The sequence below is a fragment of the Spiroplasma sp. DGKH1 genome (assembly GCF_040940205.1).
GTDB lineage: Bacteria > Bacillota_I > Bacilli_A > Mycoplasmatales > Mycoplasmataceae > Spiroplasma.
Genome location: NZ_JASTWG010000001.1, coordinates 175,621 through 193,889 on the forward strand (window position 1 = coordinate 175,621; position 18,269 = coordinate 193,889).

The 18,269-nt window shown below is 27.7% G+C and carries 16 protein-coding genes and 1 riboswitch; all 16 genes read right to left on the bottom strand.

What is annotated here, in order from left to right; translation table 4 throughout:
* Positions 1-21: 21 nt before the first annotated feature.
* Entirely contained in the window at positions 22-669 is a 648-nt protein-coding gene (locus QPK10_RS00765; protein WP_368486143.1) for an ATP-binding cassette domain-containing protein, read from the bottom strand.
* On the bottom strand, positions 645-902 hold the full coding sequence (locus QPK10_RS00770; protein WP_368486144.1) for an ATP-binding cassette domain-containing protein: 258 nt from the start codon (positions 900-902) through the stop codon (positions 645-647). Before QPK10_RS00770 ends, QPK10_RS00765 begins: the two co-directional genes overlap by 25 nt.
* A complete protein-coding gene (locus QPK10_RS00775) occupies positions 903-2,585 on the bottom strand; it encodes a hypothetical protein (protein ID WP_368486145.1) in 1,683 nt (560 codons plus the stop codon). It lies immediately after the preceding gene.
* Positions 2,586-2,790: 205 nt separating this feature from the next.
* Positions 2,791-3,285 (bottom strand): hypothetical protein, encoded by a 495-nt coding sequence (locus QPK10_RS00780; protein WP_368486146.1) that lies wholly within the window; start codon positions 3,283-3,285, stop codon positions 2,791-2,793.
* 420 nt (positions 3,286-3,705) lie between these two features.
* On the bottom strand, positions 3,706-4,032 hold the full coding sequence (locus QPK10_RS00785; protein WP_368486147.1) for a hypothetical protein: 327 nt from the start codon (positions 4,030-4,032) through the stop codon (positions 3,706-3,708).
* Between the two features lie 175 nt (positions 4,033-4,207).
* The gene (locus tag QPK10_RS00790; RefSeq protein ID WP_368486148.1) at positions 4,208-4,801 is read right to left on the bottom strand and encodes a hypothetical protein; all 594 of its coding nucleotides are present in this window, start codon (positions 4,799-4,801) and stop codon (positions 4,208-4,210) included.
* Positions 4,802-4,859: 58 nt separating this feature from the next.
* Positions 4,860-5,900: a lipoprotein gene (locus tag QPK10_RS00795; RefSeq protein ID WP_368486149.1), complete on the bottom strand. Its 1,041-nt coding sequence runs from the start codon at positions 5,898-5,900 to the stop codon at positions 4,860-4,862.
* Between the two features lie 12 nt (positions 5,901-5,912).
* Positions 5,913-6,644, bottom strand: coding sequence for a hypothetical protein (locus QPK10_RS00800; RefSeq protein WP_368486150.1), 732 nt, complete (start codon positions 6,642-6,644; stop codon positions 5,913-5,915).
* 4 nt (positions 6,645-6,648) lie between these two features.
* Positions 6,649-7,146, bottom strand: coding sequence for a hypothetical protein (locus tag QPK10_RS00805; RefSeq protein WP_368486151.1), 498 nt, complete (start codon positions 7,144-7,146; stop codon positions 6,649-6,651).
* A 166-nt stretch (positions 7,147-7,312) separates the two neighbouring features.
* A riboswitch (cobalamin riboswitch) is annotated at positions 7,313-7,483 on the bottom strand.
* 71 nt (positions 7,484-7,554) lie between these two features.
* Positions 7,555-9,684 (bottom strand): hypothetical protein, encoded by a 2,130-nt coding sequence (locus QPK10_RS00810; protein ID WP_368486152.1) that lies wholly within the window; start codon positions 9,682-9,684, stop codon positions 7,555-7,557.
* Positions 9,685-9,803: 119 nt separating this feature from the next.
* Complete coding sequence (locus tag QPK10_RS00815; protein WP_368486153.1) at positions 9,804-10,601, bottom strand: ABC transporter permease; 798 nt, start codon at positions 10,599-10,601, stop codon at positions 9,804-9,806.
* A 1-nt stretch (position 10,602) separates the two neighbouring features.
* Positions 10,603-11,427, bottom strand: a complete 825-nt coding sequence (locus QPK10_RS00820; RefSeq protein WP_368486154.1) for an ABC transporter permease — start codon at positions 11,425-11,427, stop codon at positions 10,603-10,605.
* Positions 11,428-11,514: 87 nt separating this feature from the next.
* Entirely contained in the window at positions 11,515-12,561 is a 1,047-nt protein-coding gene (locus QPK10_RS00825) for a hypothetical protein (RefSeq protein WP_368486155.1), read from the bottom strand.
* Between the two features lie 182 nt (positions 12,562-12,743).
* The gene (locus QPK10_RS00830; protein ID WP_368486157.1) at positions 12,744-14,489 is read right to left on the bottom strand and encodes a hypothetical protein; all 1,746 of its coding nucleotides are present in this window, start codon (positions 14,487-14,489) and stop codon (positions 12,744-12,746) included.
* 2 nt (positions 14,490-14,491) lie between these two features.
* Entirely contained in the window at positions 14,492-15,958 is a 1,467-nt protein-coding gene (locus QPK10_RS00835) for an AAA domain-containing protein (protein ID WP_368486158.1), read from the bottom strand.
* Positions 15,959-15,988: 30 nt separating this feature from the next.
* Positions 15,989-18,211, bottom strand: coding sequence for an AAA domain-containing protein (locus QPK10_RS00840; RefSeq protein ID WP_368486159.1), 2,223 nt, complete (start codon positions 18,209-18,211; stop codon positions 15,989-15,991).
* Positions 18,212-18,269: the final 58 nt, after the last annotated feature.

An 18,269-nucleotide genomic window follows, 5' to 3' on the forward strand; every position in this document is an offset into this window, starting at 1 on the left:
GCCCTTCCCTTCTAGTTTTAGTTATTTAATATATTTATTATATAAATCATAGAGTGTCTCATGATGTTCTTTTAATTTAGACGGTTTAATTTTTAATTGATATAATTTTTCTAAAAAAATTTGTTTTGGTTCTGAAAGAGTTATTATGCAGGTATCATTTATTTTTTGATATGCAAGATTATTTTGCTGAGCATAGTTCTGAAAGATTTTTTCAGAAGTACTATCTAAAAAACTAATTTCCAACACAGGATTTATTAATTTGGGACGAGTTCCTGAATATAGAATTTTTCCTTCTTTAATAATTGTTAAGGAATCTAATAGTTCTTCTACTTCTGACAAAATATGTGTACAAATTAAAATTGTTTTTCCCTCGGCATTTAATTTTTTAATCAGTTTAATAATTCATAACCGCATATCAGGGTCAAGATTATCGGTAGGTTCATCTAAAATAATAACATCACAATCAGTAAATAAAATATTAGCAATTAATAACTTTTTCTTTAATCCACTTGAAAATTTATTGGGATTTTTCTTGGCAACAGCAGTTAAGTCAAGTTCTTTTAACAACTCCCAAGTTCTTGTTTTTGCTGCTTGATAGCTCATCCCTTTAATTAAACCTACCATTATCAAATATTGCTGACAAGTTAATCCTTTTTTAAAATTAGCCACTTCCGGAACATAGCCAATTTTCCTTTAATTTGTTCAGCAATATAAACTTCCCCATGATTAATATTTAAAACATTGAGTAACGATTTAATCATCGTGGTCTTTCCCGAACCGTTAGGTCCAATTAATCCATGCAGTTGACCTTTTTCTAAAATAAAATTAATTTGGTGTAAAACCTCTTTGTTTTTAAATTGTTTTTTAACATCTACTAATTTAATTAAAATATTTGGTTGCATTTAAACTAAATCCTTTCTTTTAAAAAATAAATAGCCTAAATATAAACTACTAATTGCTAATGTTAAATAAACACAATAGATTGCCACTTTATTGGTATGATTGGAAATTTGAAATGGGTTAACGATTAGAATAATATTTGGCTGATCATTCTGAATAATTTGATAAAAATTAGGTAAGATTTTTTCATTTAATAACAAATAAAATTGTCCAGCTGCTAGCGAAAGATATTTTGTTAGTTGGGCGCTTGGATTTGATAAATTAACATTTTCAAATTCATAATTACTAGTTCATAACTGGTATGGATGGTAAAGAATATCAAAATAATTAAGATAACGAAAGACTTCATTATACATAAAGATGCCTTGAACTCAATTATTAAAACTATTTTCATTATCAAATTCTAACAGGTTATTTAAATAATAATTCGATAAAGTTTGATAAAAATAATATCACACTGCCCCCTGACCATTAATGATCTCTTCATCAAAAGTATATTTGTATTTAGCAGCACTATTATGGTAATAGTTCATCAAATAATTAACGTTTTGCAACGGGACATTTAATTGCTTGGCAAACATTGGAATTAATGTTTCAAGCGTATTGCTTGGATTTACTTCCTTCATTTTTATAAAAGATAATAGTTTACTAATTGCAGGAGGAGAAAAATAGTTATTATGATAAATATTATTTACTAAAATATTAGCAAGCATTTTTAAATAATTATTTTTAAAATTATTAACATTCACTGACTTAGAAACTTCCTGGCTTCACTTTTGCTGAGAATAAGCAGGTTGAACAATTAAATTAGCATTTAAACTATCAGTTGTTAAAATATTTTTAAAAATTGAATTATCTAAAAACTGATGACTAAACCTTAGTTTCATTGTTAGTTCCCCATCATGAAAAGTTTTAAATACCTGGTCACAAACACTAATTGTTTGAGCATTAAGACAAGAAATAAGTAGTTGGTTGAAACCTAGGGTTGAATTATTATATTGAAAAATAGCATCTTGAAAAAACGGAAACTTATTTTTAATTTTAAATAGGTTATTCGCCAGGGTTGCATCAATTTGAACATTATAATATTTTTGAAAATTTAAATTAGTAACAATATTTTTAAATTCTTTCAAATAGTAATATTCGCTATATTGTTTTCGCTGCTTGGCAGTAATTAAAGCTAGGATATAGGGTGAGGTACGCCCATTGGAATCAGAATATTGTAACCCAAAAGCAATAAGAAAATTAATTCCAAAACTAATTAATGATATTAAAATAAATCAAATAATTGTTGCCTTAGCTGAAAAAAGAAAACTTAATAATAATGTTAATATAAAAAAGAAAATAATTAATATCATACTTGTAGCTACAAAACCATAAAATTTAGTAAAAAAGTAATTGCCATAATTAACATTAAGGCCATAACAACATAGAAGTGGAATAATTGTACTAATCATAATTGTTGAAAACGTAATGATAAAAATTGCTAAAAAACGTGCACAATAAAGATTTAATTTGGAATATTTTAGGGTGCTAGTAATTAAATAGTTAGTACCATCTTGTTCCTCATCTTTAAAAAGGGCTAATGTTATTAAACAAATATAAATTCCGCTCACAAAATTAAAACAAAAATATAATAAAAAATAAGTTCAAGCAATATTAGTTCCAAGCGCATTCTTGGTCACTATAATGCTGCTAATTCCTAGTAAAAACAAAAAATTTAGTAAAAATTGAAGAATAAAATATACTTTAGTGCTAATGAATGTTATTAATAATCATAAATATGTTACTAATATTTTTCAATGAAAAATTGCCAACTTCATTTACAATAAGTTCCTTTCAAAAAATAAAAAATTAGAAAACACCATGTGGGCCTTCTAATTTTTTATCTTATTCAAATTTTACACTATTTATTGCCATTGTTCCAGAAATTCGGTCAAGCGGCGCTGAAATTACCTTAATTTCCATAAAACCATAAGTTCGAAATTGAAGCTCCATTGTTTCAGGAATAATTCTTATTCATATTGTTAAAGTTATATTAGCATATGCCATTCCTGAAGAATCACTTCACGAAAGTTCTGATATTTTTGTCCCTTCTTCAGTGGGTGAAATATCTTTTAAATTAAGAGCTAAATTTTCATTACTATGTGAGCCAGCAATTAATGATCAATTTCAATCATAGCCAAGATTACTATAATTTATAATTAGATTTGAGTATTCAGTTTTAAAACGTTCTCAATCTTCGCCATATCATTTTGATAAATCGGCTATTGTATTTCAACTACGATATTTATTTGAATTTGCTCATGAATCATAACTACTTCAATCGGCGGTTGCCGTTCCTGATTCAGAATAGTTAGGATTAAATGTTAAATTTTTATACAATACTCCTAAAGTTAAATCAAATGATAAAAAACTATTTTGTACTAAATTAACTGACTCTTTGACAACATTTAATCTAATGTGATATTTAAAGGTATAGTTATTAATTTTAGTAACTGGATTATCAAGACCGATAACTTCAATATTATTAATATTGTCAATAAATAAACTTCCTGTTTCTTCCGGTGATGCGGCTAAGAAAATATCTAAATTATTAAAAATTTCTTCTTTATAAGCATTTGCATTTGTTGTACCAAAAGCAATCTTTGTTGTTTTTGCTTTAACTGTTATCCCATTTTTTAATAATTCAGTAAAATCATTAATATCAATTTTTCCGGTATTTTTTAAAATAACTTTAAAATTAGCAACTCCTTCATATTTTTCATCCGTTGGTTTCGCAATAATATAAATATTGTATGTAATTTATGAATCAAAATTTGGCATTTCTAATTCAGCATCTTTAATAATAAAGCGCTCTGGATTTGTTAATAAATCAACCCAAAATTCTTCATAAGTAGGATATGAATTTAACATTGTAGTTCACACATGAGTCGTAATATCATCAACTTCATTACTATTTAGTTCAATAGTAGTTGGATTAATTTTCATATCATTTAAGTTAGTCTTATTAACTAACTTCACATTATTTGTTGAGGTAAAACTTGCAGAATTTAATTGTCCTGTTAAAGCTCCCACCGCTGGGGTACCACCTAATGTTAATGTTCCTAAAATAATCAATAACTTATTCATAATTATATATCTCCTTAATTTTTCTTATAATTTTATTATTACATATTTTTTTAAAAAATAACAAAAAATAAAAATATATTTCTATTATTAGGATAAATATTATCACTACCATATTTATGGTTAATAAGGTAGTGATAATAAAAATAAATTAATAATTTACTATATATAATATAATTTAAACTAATCTTACAAAATACAAATCAAATGTGTCATTTTGCTGTAATTCTAAACCATCAATTCCTCTGGTACAATAATTATTTGGTTGCTCAACACAAAATGGATTAGTGGGACTATTTAATGATCAATATGACTCTTTTCAACCAGTTAAATAATCCTGTACTGCGTGATCTCAATCATAAATTCCTTCGAGAACTCGTCCATATTGGGTTACCTCCGGATTAATTTTAAAAGGTGCTTTGATACCAACAGTAATTGTTGGATAATAATTATTTAAATAATTCATTAGATTACCTAAAGTATTATCATCTTGTAATAAGGTTTTATCAATTTTAGTCGTAATTGTTGCTAGGGTTTGTTGGGGTTTCGCGGGATCTCATTGTGATCAGTCAACATAAGCATTTATAGTAATGGTTTCATTATTGCTAGGGGTAGCCGAACTAAAATCCCAATTAGCATCAATCTGATAATTATTATCAACCCCCGGTGTTAATAACTCCTGCGATGTTGCATTTTGGATATTTCCCACTTGCGAAATTATTGGGGTTGTAATTAATGTTAAACTTGACATTATTGTTAGTAAATTTTTCATTTTAATTCTCCTTTGCAAACATTCGTACGGATATTTTTCCGAATGTTATGATATGGCGTTAACTATCCATAATTTTATTATCTTTAAATTTTGTTGTTTCTTGGTCATTAAATGATAAATAATCTGATTGTAATAAATAATCTTTAATATCTTGATATTTAAACGTTTCTTTATTAATAATTGGTAATTGGGGTGATGAAAAAGCTAAATGATCTTTTGTTCACTCTTGTTGATTAGGAGTATCATAAATTTGAAACATAAATCCCCAGTGGGGTAATGAATAAGTAACTACTTCCCCATTATTATTAATTCAATATTCATTTGAATTAACTTCCAAACGAAAAACATGCTTCTGAGTTGTGGCATGTAATTTAAACAATCCCTTTGCTACTACACTTAGCGGCACATTCATACCCGGATTACCCGCTGCTCACTGGTTATATAAATCTAATTCTGAATAGACAATTGAGGGATTTTTTAAATCCGGGATATTTTTTTCAGTCGATAATAGTTTCTCTCAATGGTTTGAATTTCATCAAGTTGCGCGGTCTTCTCCTTTATACTTATAAGACATTGAAGCAAATTTAATAAAATCTTCACGTGCAGCATCACTTCAAGTTGTTTTTGCCTTGCTACTATTTAAAATATCATCAAATTTCTGGTGGGCCATTAATGCTACGCCACCGGCCGAAGTATCTTGGGTAATAAACTGGTTACTTTCAAAATTACTATCAAAAGTTATTGGTTCTTTTCCTTTTGTTGTCATTCCCATATCAGCAGTATCAATTAATTGTAGATACTGCGTCGCTTCTGTTAAATTATTAGCTGCTTGTAAATAAATAAAAAGATTATTATTTTTTGCAATATCTAAATAATCACGCTGATCCCAAATTGTTTTAGTATTGGTATCAACATAATAATTCTCATAAGCTACTCTGACTGTTTCTTTGTTTTCAACGACCGCTTTGGCAAAAGTTTTTACTCACGCCGGTTCTTGATATTGTTGATTGTTTGTTTGATCATTTAAACACCCCACCAATGGTGTTGTAATAGTGGTTAATAAAGTTAGACTCGTAAATATTGTTAATAATTTTTTCATTCTTAAATGTAACTACCTTTCTTGTGTTTTTTCATTTTCGCTTAATGGTTCTAATGGTTTCATTTCTAATGATGAAGTTGTTTCTAATTTTGCTTGGGTTTTTTTGGAAAAAATATTATAGGAAATAATACGTTTATCATCTTCATAAAATAAATAATATTGGAGATGGTTAACTCATAGTCTGGTTAAGGGATAAAATAAAACCCCGGCCATCATAATATTTCCCGCACAGTGAATACCATCATAAGATAACCCGTTTAATCATCAAGCAATTAAGGCAAAACTTTGCCCCCCATTGATTTGATTGCCAATGATGACCACTAACAGTCAGTTAATAACAGCAAAAACAAAACCAAATAATAACCCAAAAAGACCAGCAATAATAATAAAAGTTCACCATCATCTGAGAATTAACGGACGACAAACGCGTCCAAGTACCGCTAAAAGTGGCCAAATAATTAAGTATGGTAAAAACCAACTTAAATTAAAGCCCCAGTATAAACCATCAAGAAAACAAAAAATTAAACTAATACCAAAACTCATATAAAAAGGAAAATAAACTCCAGCAAATAAAATTAATAATGTCACTGGCTCAATGTTCGGTAAAAAAGCCATTGCTTCTTTTAAAGCAAAAACTAACGCCGCATAAATTGGAATTAAGCAAATTTGAATTAAAGTTTTAATAGTATAGGGACGCTTATGAAACAAAAATTTTGTTTTTAGTCTACCTCAAAAATTTTTCATAATTTTATTGTGTAACTAACATTAAATTAAAAATATCATTATTTTTCAAGAATAAATCATCAATCCCCACCCCACAAATATCAGGAATATTGCTTTTAGGATCAGTATTACCCTTACATTTTGAATTTGTGGGACTGGTAATTGCTCAATATTCAGAATCATGAGCTGTTTTTTTAATTCATCCGTTGTTAGTATTAACTCCTTCTAGCCAATGTCCTAAAGAACCACTGGCAATAACCTCAAAGCTATCAGGATAATTTTGCATTAAATCTCCTAATGTTAACATTGTTGATTCATAGTTGGAACTAAACAACATTTCATGGACCGGTTTTGTCGCATCGTAGGCATTAATTTTTATTTTTAAAGTATTATCAACCCGATTTTTTAATGCAAAATACTTTGGTAAATATGTAATGTTTAAGATTACCGAAGCACTAAAAATAATACTCGCAATGGCAATTATTAACCACATTACTCAATTTTTTTTATTAGTTTTATTCATATTGTTCTCCTTTAATTATGAGTTCTTAACAACTAAAAAAACGCTTTTGGAGCGTTTTGAATAATTATTAATTAGTAGGTTTTGGTTAGAAAATCAACCTTCATTTTAACTACTAGTAAACAATTAATTATCCAAACCCCAGGGATAATAATTATCGTATTGATAATTGGTTTGTAAATTTTTAGATCGGTCTACTGGCTTAGCTTCATTTTACTTACTATTCCTTCTCAAGATCTTTATCTCAATGGATTTTTATAGTGTTCATCAGCATTACAGTTGCTGGGACAGCCTAGGACTTGCACCTAATTCCCGTAATATCCAAAATTTGCTTTTTTAAGTTGTTATCTTAATAATATGAAGAAGTTGTCAAAATTGCAAGCATTATTTTATTTTTTACATCTAAATAAACTATTTATTATTTAATTCATATAAATAAAGATGATTTATATCAGCACTAACTACTGAAAAAAATAATTTATGATCAGAAGTCTCAAAAAAACCAGCAGCATAACTCTCTAACATGTTAGCAACCACAATTCTAATTGTACCATCATCATTCAATTGTAAAATTTGATGACTCCCATAATTGAAAGCCAAAATAGTGCCATCATCCAATTGCGCAATAGTCTGAACAAGAGTAGCGGTTTGTGATAAAAGTTTAAAATTATCTGATCCAATTTCTCAAGAATAAATATTATTCTCTGTAACAATTTTTATCAAATCCCCAAAATTTGGATTTTTATTAATTAATAAAAATCCAATAACTTTCCCACCGTGATTAGACGTTTCATAGAAATCATATGTTTTTTTAAGTGTTCAATCAAAATCAAAAATATAAATATATTTATCACTAGCAGCTAAAAACTGCCCATTAGAAAGTGGGAAAAAGTAAAGAATCTTATCAGGGCCACTAAATTTTTTAAGCAAAATTAACTTAGGTATTGATCCACTCAATTCTAAAGAATAAATTAGCAAATTATTAAAATTACCAGCAAAAACATAAATTTTACCATCTAACAACTGCACAATTTTATAAAATGTAATGTTAGATTCTGGAACATCAATGAAATCTTTTTTAAAAGAACCATCTCGATTTAACTCAACAATTTTTTTTCCTAAATTTAATAATATCGTTGAATCTTTCAATTCAGCTAATTTGGTATAATCAGTCGAAACTCCCCCTAAATTAGTCATATCAAAATGAGCAGTTTGTTTTTTTATTTTTCCAATATTAGGATTATATACTTGAAAATAAATTTCAATTGGTTCTACATTATCAGAAACATATATTTTGCTGTCTTTTTTTGCAGTCACTTTTGCAGTTGAAGAGGTAATTGACAACAACTCAATTTCTTCGATTTTTAGATCTTTATTTTTAGCAGCCAATGCTTTGCTAATAGTTTCAGATTTATTATTTACAATATTACCAATATTTGGCTCAATTAAATCTTGCGATACTAATTTTTTCCCACCAGTATTAAAATAAACCATCAAAGAATCACCAGGAATATAAACAGTACTATCTGGTTTAACAACAATTTTAGCTTCTGATTTATTATAGTTCTTAACTAATATTTGATTAATTTTTAAATTAGGATTTTCCTTGCCAAGATTATTTAAAACATCTTTTTCAATTGATGGATCATTAACTTCACCCACAATAATTTGGCTGCTCAAATCTGTTTTTAAAGTTACTACTTGCGGTAAAAAAGTAACAGTAACTTGTGAATTATATTCATAATGACCACTAGCTGATTTTGCCGCAATAACTGCTGATGTTCGTGTAGTATTTCTTAAAAAAATATCTTCAACAACTACTCTAGGATTATGCTTTTTTACTTCTGCTAAAATTGTTGAATCTTGATTATCGGCAATATGGCCTAAAACATTATCATCAAAATCTTCAGCTAAAGCAATAAGATTAACCCCGCCATTAAAATTATTACTTGTCACTTTTTTAGAAGCAGAAAAATAAAATCCTAATCCCGTAGCCAAACCAGCAGCCACCAACAAAATAAAAATTAAAAAAGAAATCAAAAAATTACGGCGCATCTTTGACATATGCTTTAAACTATGCAAATGCATCATGCCCAATTGATTAATTTTACTATCAACATTTTTTAAATAATTAATATCTTCACTATTTGAAATTGGATAATTTAGATTTGGCAGATCTTGTGAAACCAAAGTTGGTGGATCAAAAGCTTTATCTTTCTTTACTATATTATTAGGGGTTTCATTCAAAAAGACTTTATTATTATAAGGAATAACATTTTTACGAACAATATCCTTATAATCACCTTTTATATCAAACAAACTACTTTTTACAAATAGCCCAAAATGACGATTAGCACACCGTAAATATAAGACTATTTTAATATCATACTCTTCTTTTAATTCCACCAAACTCTTATTTCTAATTTCTAAAAATATTAAATTCTTTAAAAAATCTGGTCGAGTGGCCTTAATAGTATTTAATTTATTTTGTAATTCTGCTTGACATTGCGCACACAAAAAATTAGGAATCATATTTTTCATAGTTTTTTACCCTCTTTTTTATAAATTAGTATACGTTATATTATACATCAAAAAAAAAAAAAAAAGATTTATGACATTTTTATATTTTCAAACTAATTTAATCCTCTTAAAAGAAATGGTTAAATTCATTTTTTTACTTTACTAATTAAATAAATTATTAGTGCAAAAACTAAGATTCAAGAGCAAGAAATTACTAAGGGAACAGTGAGACTATCAAATAAATTGTAGGTTCCTTGGTCAACAATTGGATGGTGATTATATAAAGGCACAAAATTATACCACCCAAGAATCATCACTCCCATTGGGTAAGTAAAGGGTAAGCAATAACTAAAATATTTTAAATAATGACTAGCTTTAATTACTAATAAAGGTAAATATAGCCCTGATAAAAAGACAGCTAATAAAAATATAATCCCGGCTAATAACACTGTTACTTTAAAATTATTGAAAGCAATTCCTAGGCAAAAACCAATTAAACAAGCTAAAATAGAATTCAGAACAACAGCAATAAAAACATAAAATCAATTAATTCAACTAAAATTAATTTGAGAATTATAAACTAAAAACCCAAAACCCATAATTCACATTGAACTAATAATACTAATTAATAAATTATATAAAATTAAACTAACAATAAAATCTTTAACATTTACCATCAACACAGCTAAATGCTTATAAAACTTGGTAACTCGTAGTTCAGCAATCGTAATAGCAAGGTTAATTAAACCAATAGTGGGACCAATTGATAAAATAATGCCTGGTAATACAATAAAAGCAGCTTTTCCAGCCACTTGGCTGTTCATTAAACTTGCTAACTGGGTCATAATTACTAAGAAGATAACTGGTAACACAAAAACTAAAAATCATAATAAAATTGATTTATTTTGGTAACGTCAAATTAAGTGGAAAGTCTTCATTTTAATATGCCCCCTTGTTAAAATGGAAATACTTAAAATATCATCATCCTAAAATTACTAATAAAATAACACCAATTAAAACTAAACTAATTATTAATGGAATTGTTAAGTTGGAAAAAATACTATAATCACTAGCTTTGACAAGTGGTTGGCCAGTCACCGGAATAACCGGCGGAGAATAATATCAACTAACTAATAAAATTCCCATTGGGTAAGTAAAGGGTAAGCAATAGCTAATAATTGTTAAAAATAAATTATTTTTTAAAATTATGAGGGGCAGATATAACCCTGATAAGAAAATACTTAATAAAAAGATAACTAACGCAATAATAATACTTCATTTAAAATTATTAATAATAATTCCTAATAAGAACCCTAAACTGCAAGCTAAAATCGTACTAATAATAATTGCCAGACTAAATAATGGCCAGTTAATCCATTTAAAAGCATGCAGATAGGAATGATAGACACTAAAGCCAATCAACATTACTCATAATGTTCCTATTATAGTAACCAAGAGATTATATAATATTAAACTACCAAATAAAATTGGTAAGTTAATAGCACTAATTTTTAAATGCTTATAAAAAGTGGTATTCCGAATTTCAGAAATTGTAATTCCTAAATTAATTAACCCAATTAAGGGACTAATGGCTAAAATTGCCCCGGGGAGAGCTAAATAAGGGCCGTTGCTAGAACCACTATTCAAAGTATTGGCTGTTTCCACACTAATAAATAAAAAAATCACTGGCACAATAAAAATTAATACCCCGGAAATTCATGATTTACTTTGAAATTTTCAGATTAATTTAAAAATAATCTTCATTAATATTTTCCTTTTCTTCTCAGCATTTTGATTAGTATTTAATTTAATTATAATCAAAAATAAAAAATAGTTTTAAAAAACTATTCTTTATAAATTTAATAATTTACCAAAGGTGAAGTTTCCAATAATATAACTTGAACTACCCCCATAAATATCAGTAACAATTAATTTTACCCCAACTTTTTCATCTAACGGAATAATTGGCATGTTTTCAAAAATATTATCATTACTATCAACAATTGGATGACCATCAACATAGTATTTAATCCATTTTAAAGGATCCCACGCGGTAAAAGTAAAGTTAATTTGCGCAATATTACCGTTAATATTACGACTTAAATGTGGTCCTCAAATATGGGTTAAATTAACATTGTATTTTTCCCCACTAGCCTGAATAAAATGTTCTAAAATCGTATAATAGAAAAGACTTTGGACATGTTTAACATTTTTAAAATCAAAATCTGGTAAAAATGGATTACTATTTCAATCGCGCCCATCTTTAAACCAATTCCGATAATCACCCCGTAATTTATCAACATATAATCAACGTTTTTTCTGAGCGGAAGGAGTTTCAGGGTTATAGATTTTTTCGTAATATTCAACAACTTTTTCCATATTAATAATAGAATCAGCTTTTTCCTGGTCAGTTAAATAGCTTTCATATTTATTAACAATTTTATCAGTTGGTTGTTCCATAATATCATTTGATGATAACAAAGATTCACGAATTAGTTTATTGATATCTTTTTTATGATCCTCATAATCCCGAGAATTTGGAGTTGTATATAATAAAGAATTTGAAGTTAAAGAAGCTTTTGCACCAATATGTTGGGGATTTGAAGAAGAATTAATCTTGTCAAAATTAAGGTTAGTCTCTAATAAATTCCCATTCAGATTATTAACATCAGCAGCGGTTCATTTATCTAAGTTATAATCAAATAATGATGAAATTTGTGATTTTCCTGGAATATCAAAACCACCTAAAACAACATCATTAATATCCTCTTCATTTTGCTTAGTCATCCCATCATTATTATAAAATGGTAACGCGGTATCGAGGTTACAAGAAACAATATTCATTGTTGAAGAAGTTATTAAAGTTATCGAAGTTGTAAGTGCCAACAATTTCCTCATTTTAATGTCTCCTTTTATCTGTATATTTCTTTTGCCTAATTATATCAATTTAAAACTTAATAGCAAATATTTTTAGACTTGACAAAAAAATGTCCCCTTTAAAACCTTAGTGTTGCTGGGAAATTTTCATAAAAATAAAAAAAATAAAAAAAGAAAATAAGATTTTCTTTTTTAACTACTTTTTATTTAAAAAATGTCATATTAAACGTTTGAATATATTGTCAAACCATACATCCCATACAATAAATAACTTCTTTATCATTTAAATTACCAATTTTACTTAAATTATTTCATAAACCCTGGTCTAATAACCTATGATTAGCAAAGATTTCATCATGATATAAACAAAGCTCTAATTTTTTCCTTAATTTAGCAACTAAATTTTTATTTAAAAATAACTCTGCTAAATGGCCTTTTTTGGTGACATTAATTTGGTAAGTCTGCAAACTATTAAGAAGACTGTCCTTATATTCTTTTTTCCAACTGCGATGGTCGTCAAAATCAGGTTTCATAATATTTGCCATATTAATTTTTGTATTAAAAGTTCAAAATAAACTACTAATTTTTTTAGCAATTGTTTCTGTAATTTCAATATCACTAATATCCATTTCAACTATTTCAATTAAATATTGGATATAAATGTAGGGAATAATTTTTGTTTCTCATAATTCTTTTACTAACACATCCGCGGCATTGGTTTGTTTAATAAATTCATACATTAAAGTATAATCGCTGATAAACAAACTACTATAATTACCTTTTTTCCAAATCTTTTTAATAATTTTCTTATGTTGATCATTATCAAAAGCAGAAAGATAACATTTTTCTAAGAATTTATCATCAAATTTACGATAAATCATAAATTCTTCAAATTCATTAGTTTTTTCGTCAATAAAATCAAGGTTTAAATTATCCCCAGTTGGTAACTCATCTGGTAATTGGTTAGAATTTTCAGGGAGCACCTTATCAATTTCATGTAAGCGTTGTTGTAAAACATTATTAGCTGGGGAATTATCATTAAACTGAGCAAAAAGTTCCGTGGTATCTTCCCCGTTATTATGTTTGGCAACATAATCATCTAAGATATCTGATAAAGATGAATATGTTTTTAAAGATTTTTTTGCTTGTTGTAAAATTGCCGGGGTTGAAGGTCCAGCAAATTCATTATGAGAAATTTCTAAGAAGAAAATATCTCAATAAGGTTCTAGTTTATAACGAGAACTACTATTATTAGTAGAATCACTCGGTTCATCTGCTGGCGCTGGTTTATTTTTTAATCCTTTTTTAGTTTTTTTAGGACTTTTTTTAGTTTGTTGACTTGTAGAAGCATCATCTGCTAAGTTTTCTTCATCAGCACTTTCTACAACATCTGCTGTAGTTTTGGTTGGTGTAGTTTTTCGGTTTGAAGTTGGTTTGTTTTCTTCGTTAGCAACGGTTAATGAGTCATCTTGTTCATCTATTAAATCATCATCACTAGTTTTTAAAGAGGCTGAATCATCATTATTAGATGCATCATCTAGAAGTTTATCTTCTGCTAGTTCCAAATCAATTCCCATCGAAGGATCTTTATCAATTTCCTCGGTGGGATTATTAATAATATCTTGAATCGCAGCATCAACTTCGGCGGTGCTCATTCCGCCTTCTTCATCATCGTCAGCTGACAAATCATCATTATTAGCATTAGCAATAAAATTATCATCCATGATAATTTGATGATCATCATACTGAGTCCATTCCCCACCCCGAGATTGAACTTCATTTAAAAACTCAATAATTTTAAGATCACTAGTTTGGGGAAACATTTTATCAATAATAGCGAGAACTTCTTCTTTACTTAGCTGCTGAGAAACATTATCAACATAATCAAAAATATAGTCTTTGAATTCTTCAAAAAATTTAAAATTTTTAATGCGTTCTAAATCAAACATAATTATTTAACCCCTTCCATTTTTAATGCAATATCTCTCAGAACTTTCTCGCGATTAACTTCCCATTTTAATAACGGGATTCGATAAATTTCCCAATTTCGAACTTCTAAATATTTTTGACGATAAAAATCGTATTCTTTCTGGGCTAATGTTTTATTATAATGTTCCCCATCAATTTCAATTCCTAACACAAATTTTTGCTCTTTTTTATCATAAATTCCAATATCAATTAGATAATTATCAACTTTAATTTGTTGTTTAATTTGGAAACGTTTACCATAACCATTTTCCTGAATTAACTGGTCAAGCGCAACCAATACTTCGGCTTGAAATTCTGGATTGGTTGTTTTTACTTCGACTACTTCTGATTCAACAACATTATTACCAGTCTCTTCATTTCTTAATTCTCCTAAGACATTATCTAAAAAATCATCACGAAGTTCTGGTTCAATGTTTGGATTATTTAAAGCTTCCACATATTTTAAATAATAATGTAAAAATTTTGGTCCCTTATTTTTACTATCCTTGCTAATATCATATGATTTAATTGATTTTACTAAATATATTTTTCGTTTTGCTCTGGTAATCGCAACATTTAAGCGGTTTTCACCACCCCGGTCACTTAATGGTCCAAAGTAGTTTCGAAAGACCCCATTTTCATTTTTAGCGAAACCAAAGGAAAAGAGAATAATATCACGTTCATCCCCTTGCACATTTTCAAGGTTTTTAACAAAAATTGAGTAATTTTTGCGATCAACAATGCGGTTTAATTCATCAGCCAATTTTTTATTATTTTGTGCTCTTTTATCTAATAAACTTTGAATTAATACACTTTGTTCAACATTAAATGTAATAACCCCAATTGTTTCATTATGTTTCCGTGTTTCTAAAATTTCTTCAATTTTATTAACAACTGCTTCAGCCTCAGGACGATTTTGCCGATTAATAAATTTTCCTTCCGGTAAATAAATTTCTTCAATCGGAATTGTTGATAGTTTTGTATTTGAATTGGTAAATAACTGGTCAGTATAAAATCCCGTGTTGGAAAAATTAATTAGTTCTTTATGCACAGAACGGTAGTGGTAACGTAGCATCCGGCTTGGAATTTTTCCGTTAACAAAATCAAGAAGACTTTCTGCTTCTAAATTATCATTAAAATCTTCGGTTTCTTCTTCACCAGTATTTTTAATTCCAAAGAAATTAGTTGGCCGTAATTGTTTACTATCACCAGCCACCACAATGCGTTGTCCCCGATAAATAATTGGAATTGTTTTTTCAACAAATAACTGCGATGCTTCATCAAAAATAACTTGGTTAAATAAATTTGGTTTAGTTTCTAATAAAATAGCGGCGCTATCTGGAGTTGTCATTAACACCGGAAAGAGCGTGTGAATTGCTAAGGGATAATTACTAAAAATAAATTTTAATGATTTACGGGAGTTATTATTGACAACTTTCTTTAGCATCATAATTTGGTCTTGAATTTCCGGACCTAAACTTTAAATTTTTTCGCGAATATCAATTGCCAAGTTATTATCCAACTGGTCAATCGCCACATTAATTGATTTGATTTCAATTTCTTTAATTTCTTTATGTCAAACAGAGTTGGCAATTCCAATCATATCTTCATTATTATTTTCAAAGTTTTTAATATAAATTCATTTGTATAAAATAATTAAATGGTCTTTTGCTAATTGACTTTCTAATAAAAAATCAATAAATGGATAATTATCAGTAATAATTGGATCAAAATTGGTTTCTAATTTTAATAACACTAATCCTGCTAAAAATTCATCTAATGATTCGAGTTCTGTTTTTAATTTTGTAATTTTACTACTTGCTTCGGATAAAAAATTAACATAATCATCATAATCTTTTGTTAAGTTAATCTTTGGTTTAATTTCACCTTTTGCTAGCATATTATAAATTAAATAATCTAATTTTTTATCTTTGATTTTGGTTAATAGCTTGCTTAATTTTAAGAAATTAATTTTTTTATAATGGAGTTCAATTAAAACAGCAAACTTTTGCTTAAATTCCTTAATTTTAATAATATCATCTAAGTTAGCATAAATCTTTTCCACCCCTTCGGTAAAACTTTCTAAGGCTAGTGAAAAGATTGCATATTGATTTAAACGTTCATAATAATTAGGATCTAAATAATTATTAATATCTTTTAAATCATTTTTATACAAGGTGTAATTTTGGGTTTTTTCCTCTTCAATTAACTGACGATATTCCCGGATTTTATCAAAATAATAATCCATTTCATCATTACTAATTTTTTGTTTTTCACTAACTACCGTATTTAATGAACTATCAATAGCAGCTTTGATTTGGGAAAAAACAAAACTTTTGTTATTCATATCATCAATAAATAAACAATATTTTTGGAATTTTTTCATGTTATTATAAACAACTTCTAAAGCTGTTTTTTTCTCGGCACATAATAAAACATTATCACCCCGGTAAATATCATTAACAATTAGGTTAGTAATTGTTTGTGATTTTCCCGTTCCGGGGGGCCCTTCAATAATTAAATTTGAATTCATTGCTTTTTTAATTGCTAGTTTTTGATAAAAATCTAACTCACTAATTGCAATGACATCTTGTTCCCGAAAACTTTTTTCAAATTCAATCCGTTTTTCTTTTGAATCTTCATATTCATTTAAAATTTGAAAAAATAAATCATTTAATTCCCCTAAATTAGTATTCTCTAAAATTTTATTATAATCACTAAATAAGGCAGTATTAGTTGTTTTATAAATTCCAATAAAAGCAGCACATAAAATAGCACTTTCATTAAAATTATATTTATTTTTTAACTCACTAGTTGCTTGTTCTTTATTATAGGCTTTTAATGGTAATGAAAAATTGGTAATAATGCTTGTTTGGCTCACAACAGTGGGATTATTATTTTTAAAAGTAAGCCCAATCTCGCTTAGTTCTGTGAGTGCTTTTTCAATTTTATTAATATCCTCTTCGTCGTCAAGCGGATCAAAATTAACTAAATCTAAATTAATTTTGCGGGCTGCTAACTGACGAAGTTTAATCATTGGATTAATAATAACGTTGGTTGTTTCAATTCTTAATGTCATTTCTCGCTTAACCTTATCATTATTATCAACCACAATTGGTCATAATAATAATGGCCCCCGAAAAACTTCTTCTGTTTCTAAGAATCCTTCAATATATGGATAACCAAGATAAAAAACATTGTTCCCCTTTTCGGATAATTCATTTTCAGAATCTTTAACAATAATTTTTAAGTTATCAAATTGTTCAGCAAAATATGAATTTAGAAACTTAATTGTTTTATTAACTAAATCCTCAGGATTATCCTTATTTTTCCGTTTGTAAAATTTAATAATTTCTTCAAAAATTGGTTTTACTTTAAAAATATTTGATTTGGTTGATAATTCCCGATATTTATGCATAAAAACTTTATCATCTTCAGAAGAGTATAAAACTTTTAAATGCAAGTCAATGTTTGGAATACTATAAGCGTTTATCTCTTTTAGTTTGAGTGCTGATCCGGTTAAAAAATTTTGAAATTCTTGTTGCGGTTCAGCAAAATTAGTAAACAATAATTGGTATAAATCAATGATACTACGGTTGGTAGTGGTACTATTTTTTGTAAAAAATAAGTTCCCAATGGCTTTTTGACGTAAAAATCGATTTTGATATTGTTTTAAACTAGTATAAAGCTTTTTTTCTTCCATATTCCTTTCTCCTTTGCTCTCCTCGATATGGTGTTTATCATTATAACAAGCAACAAAT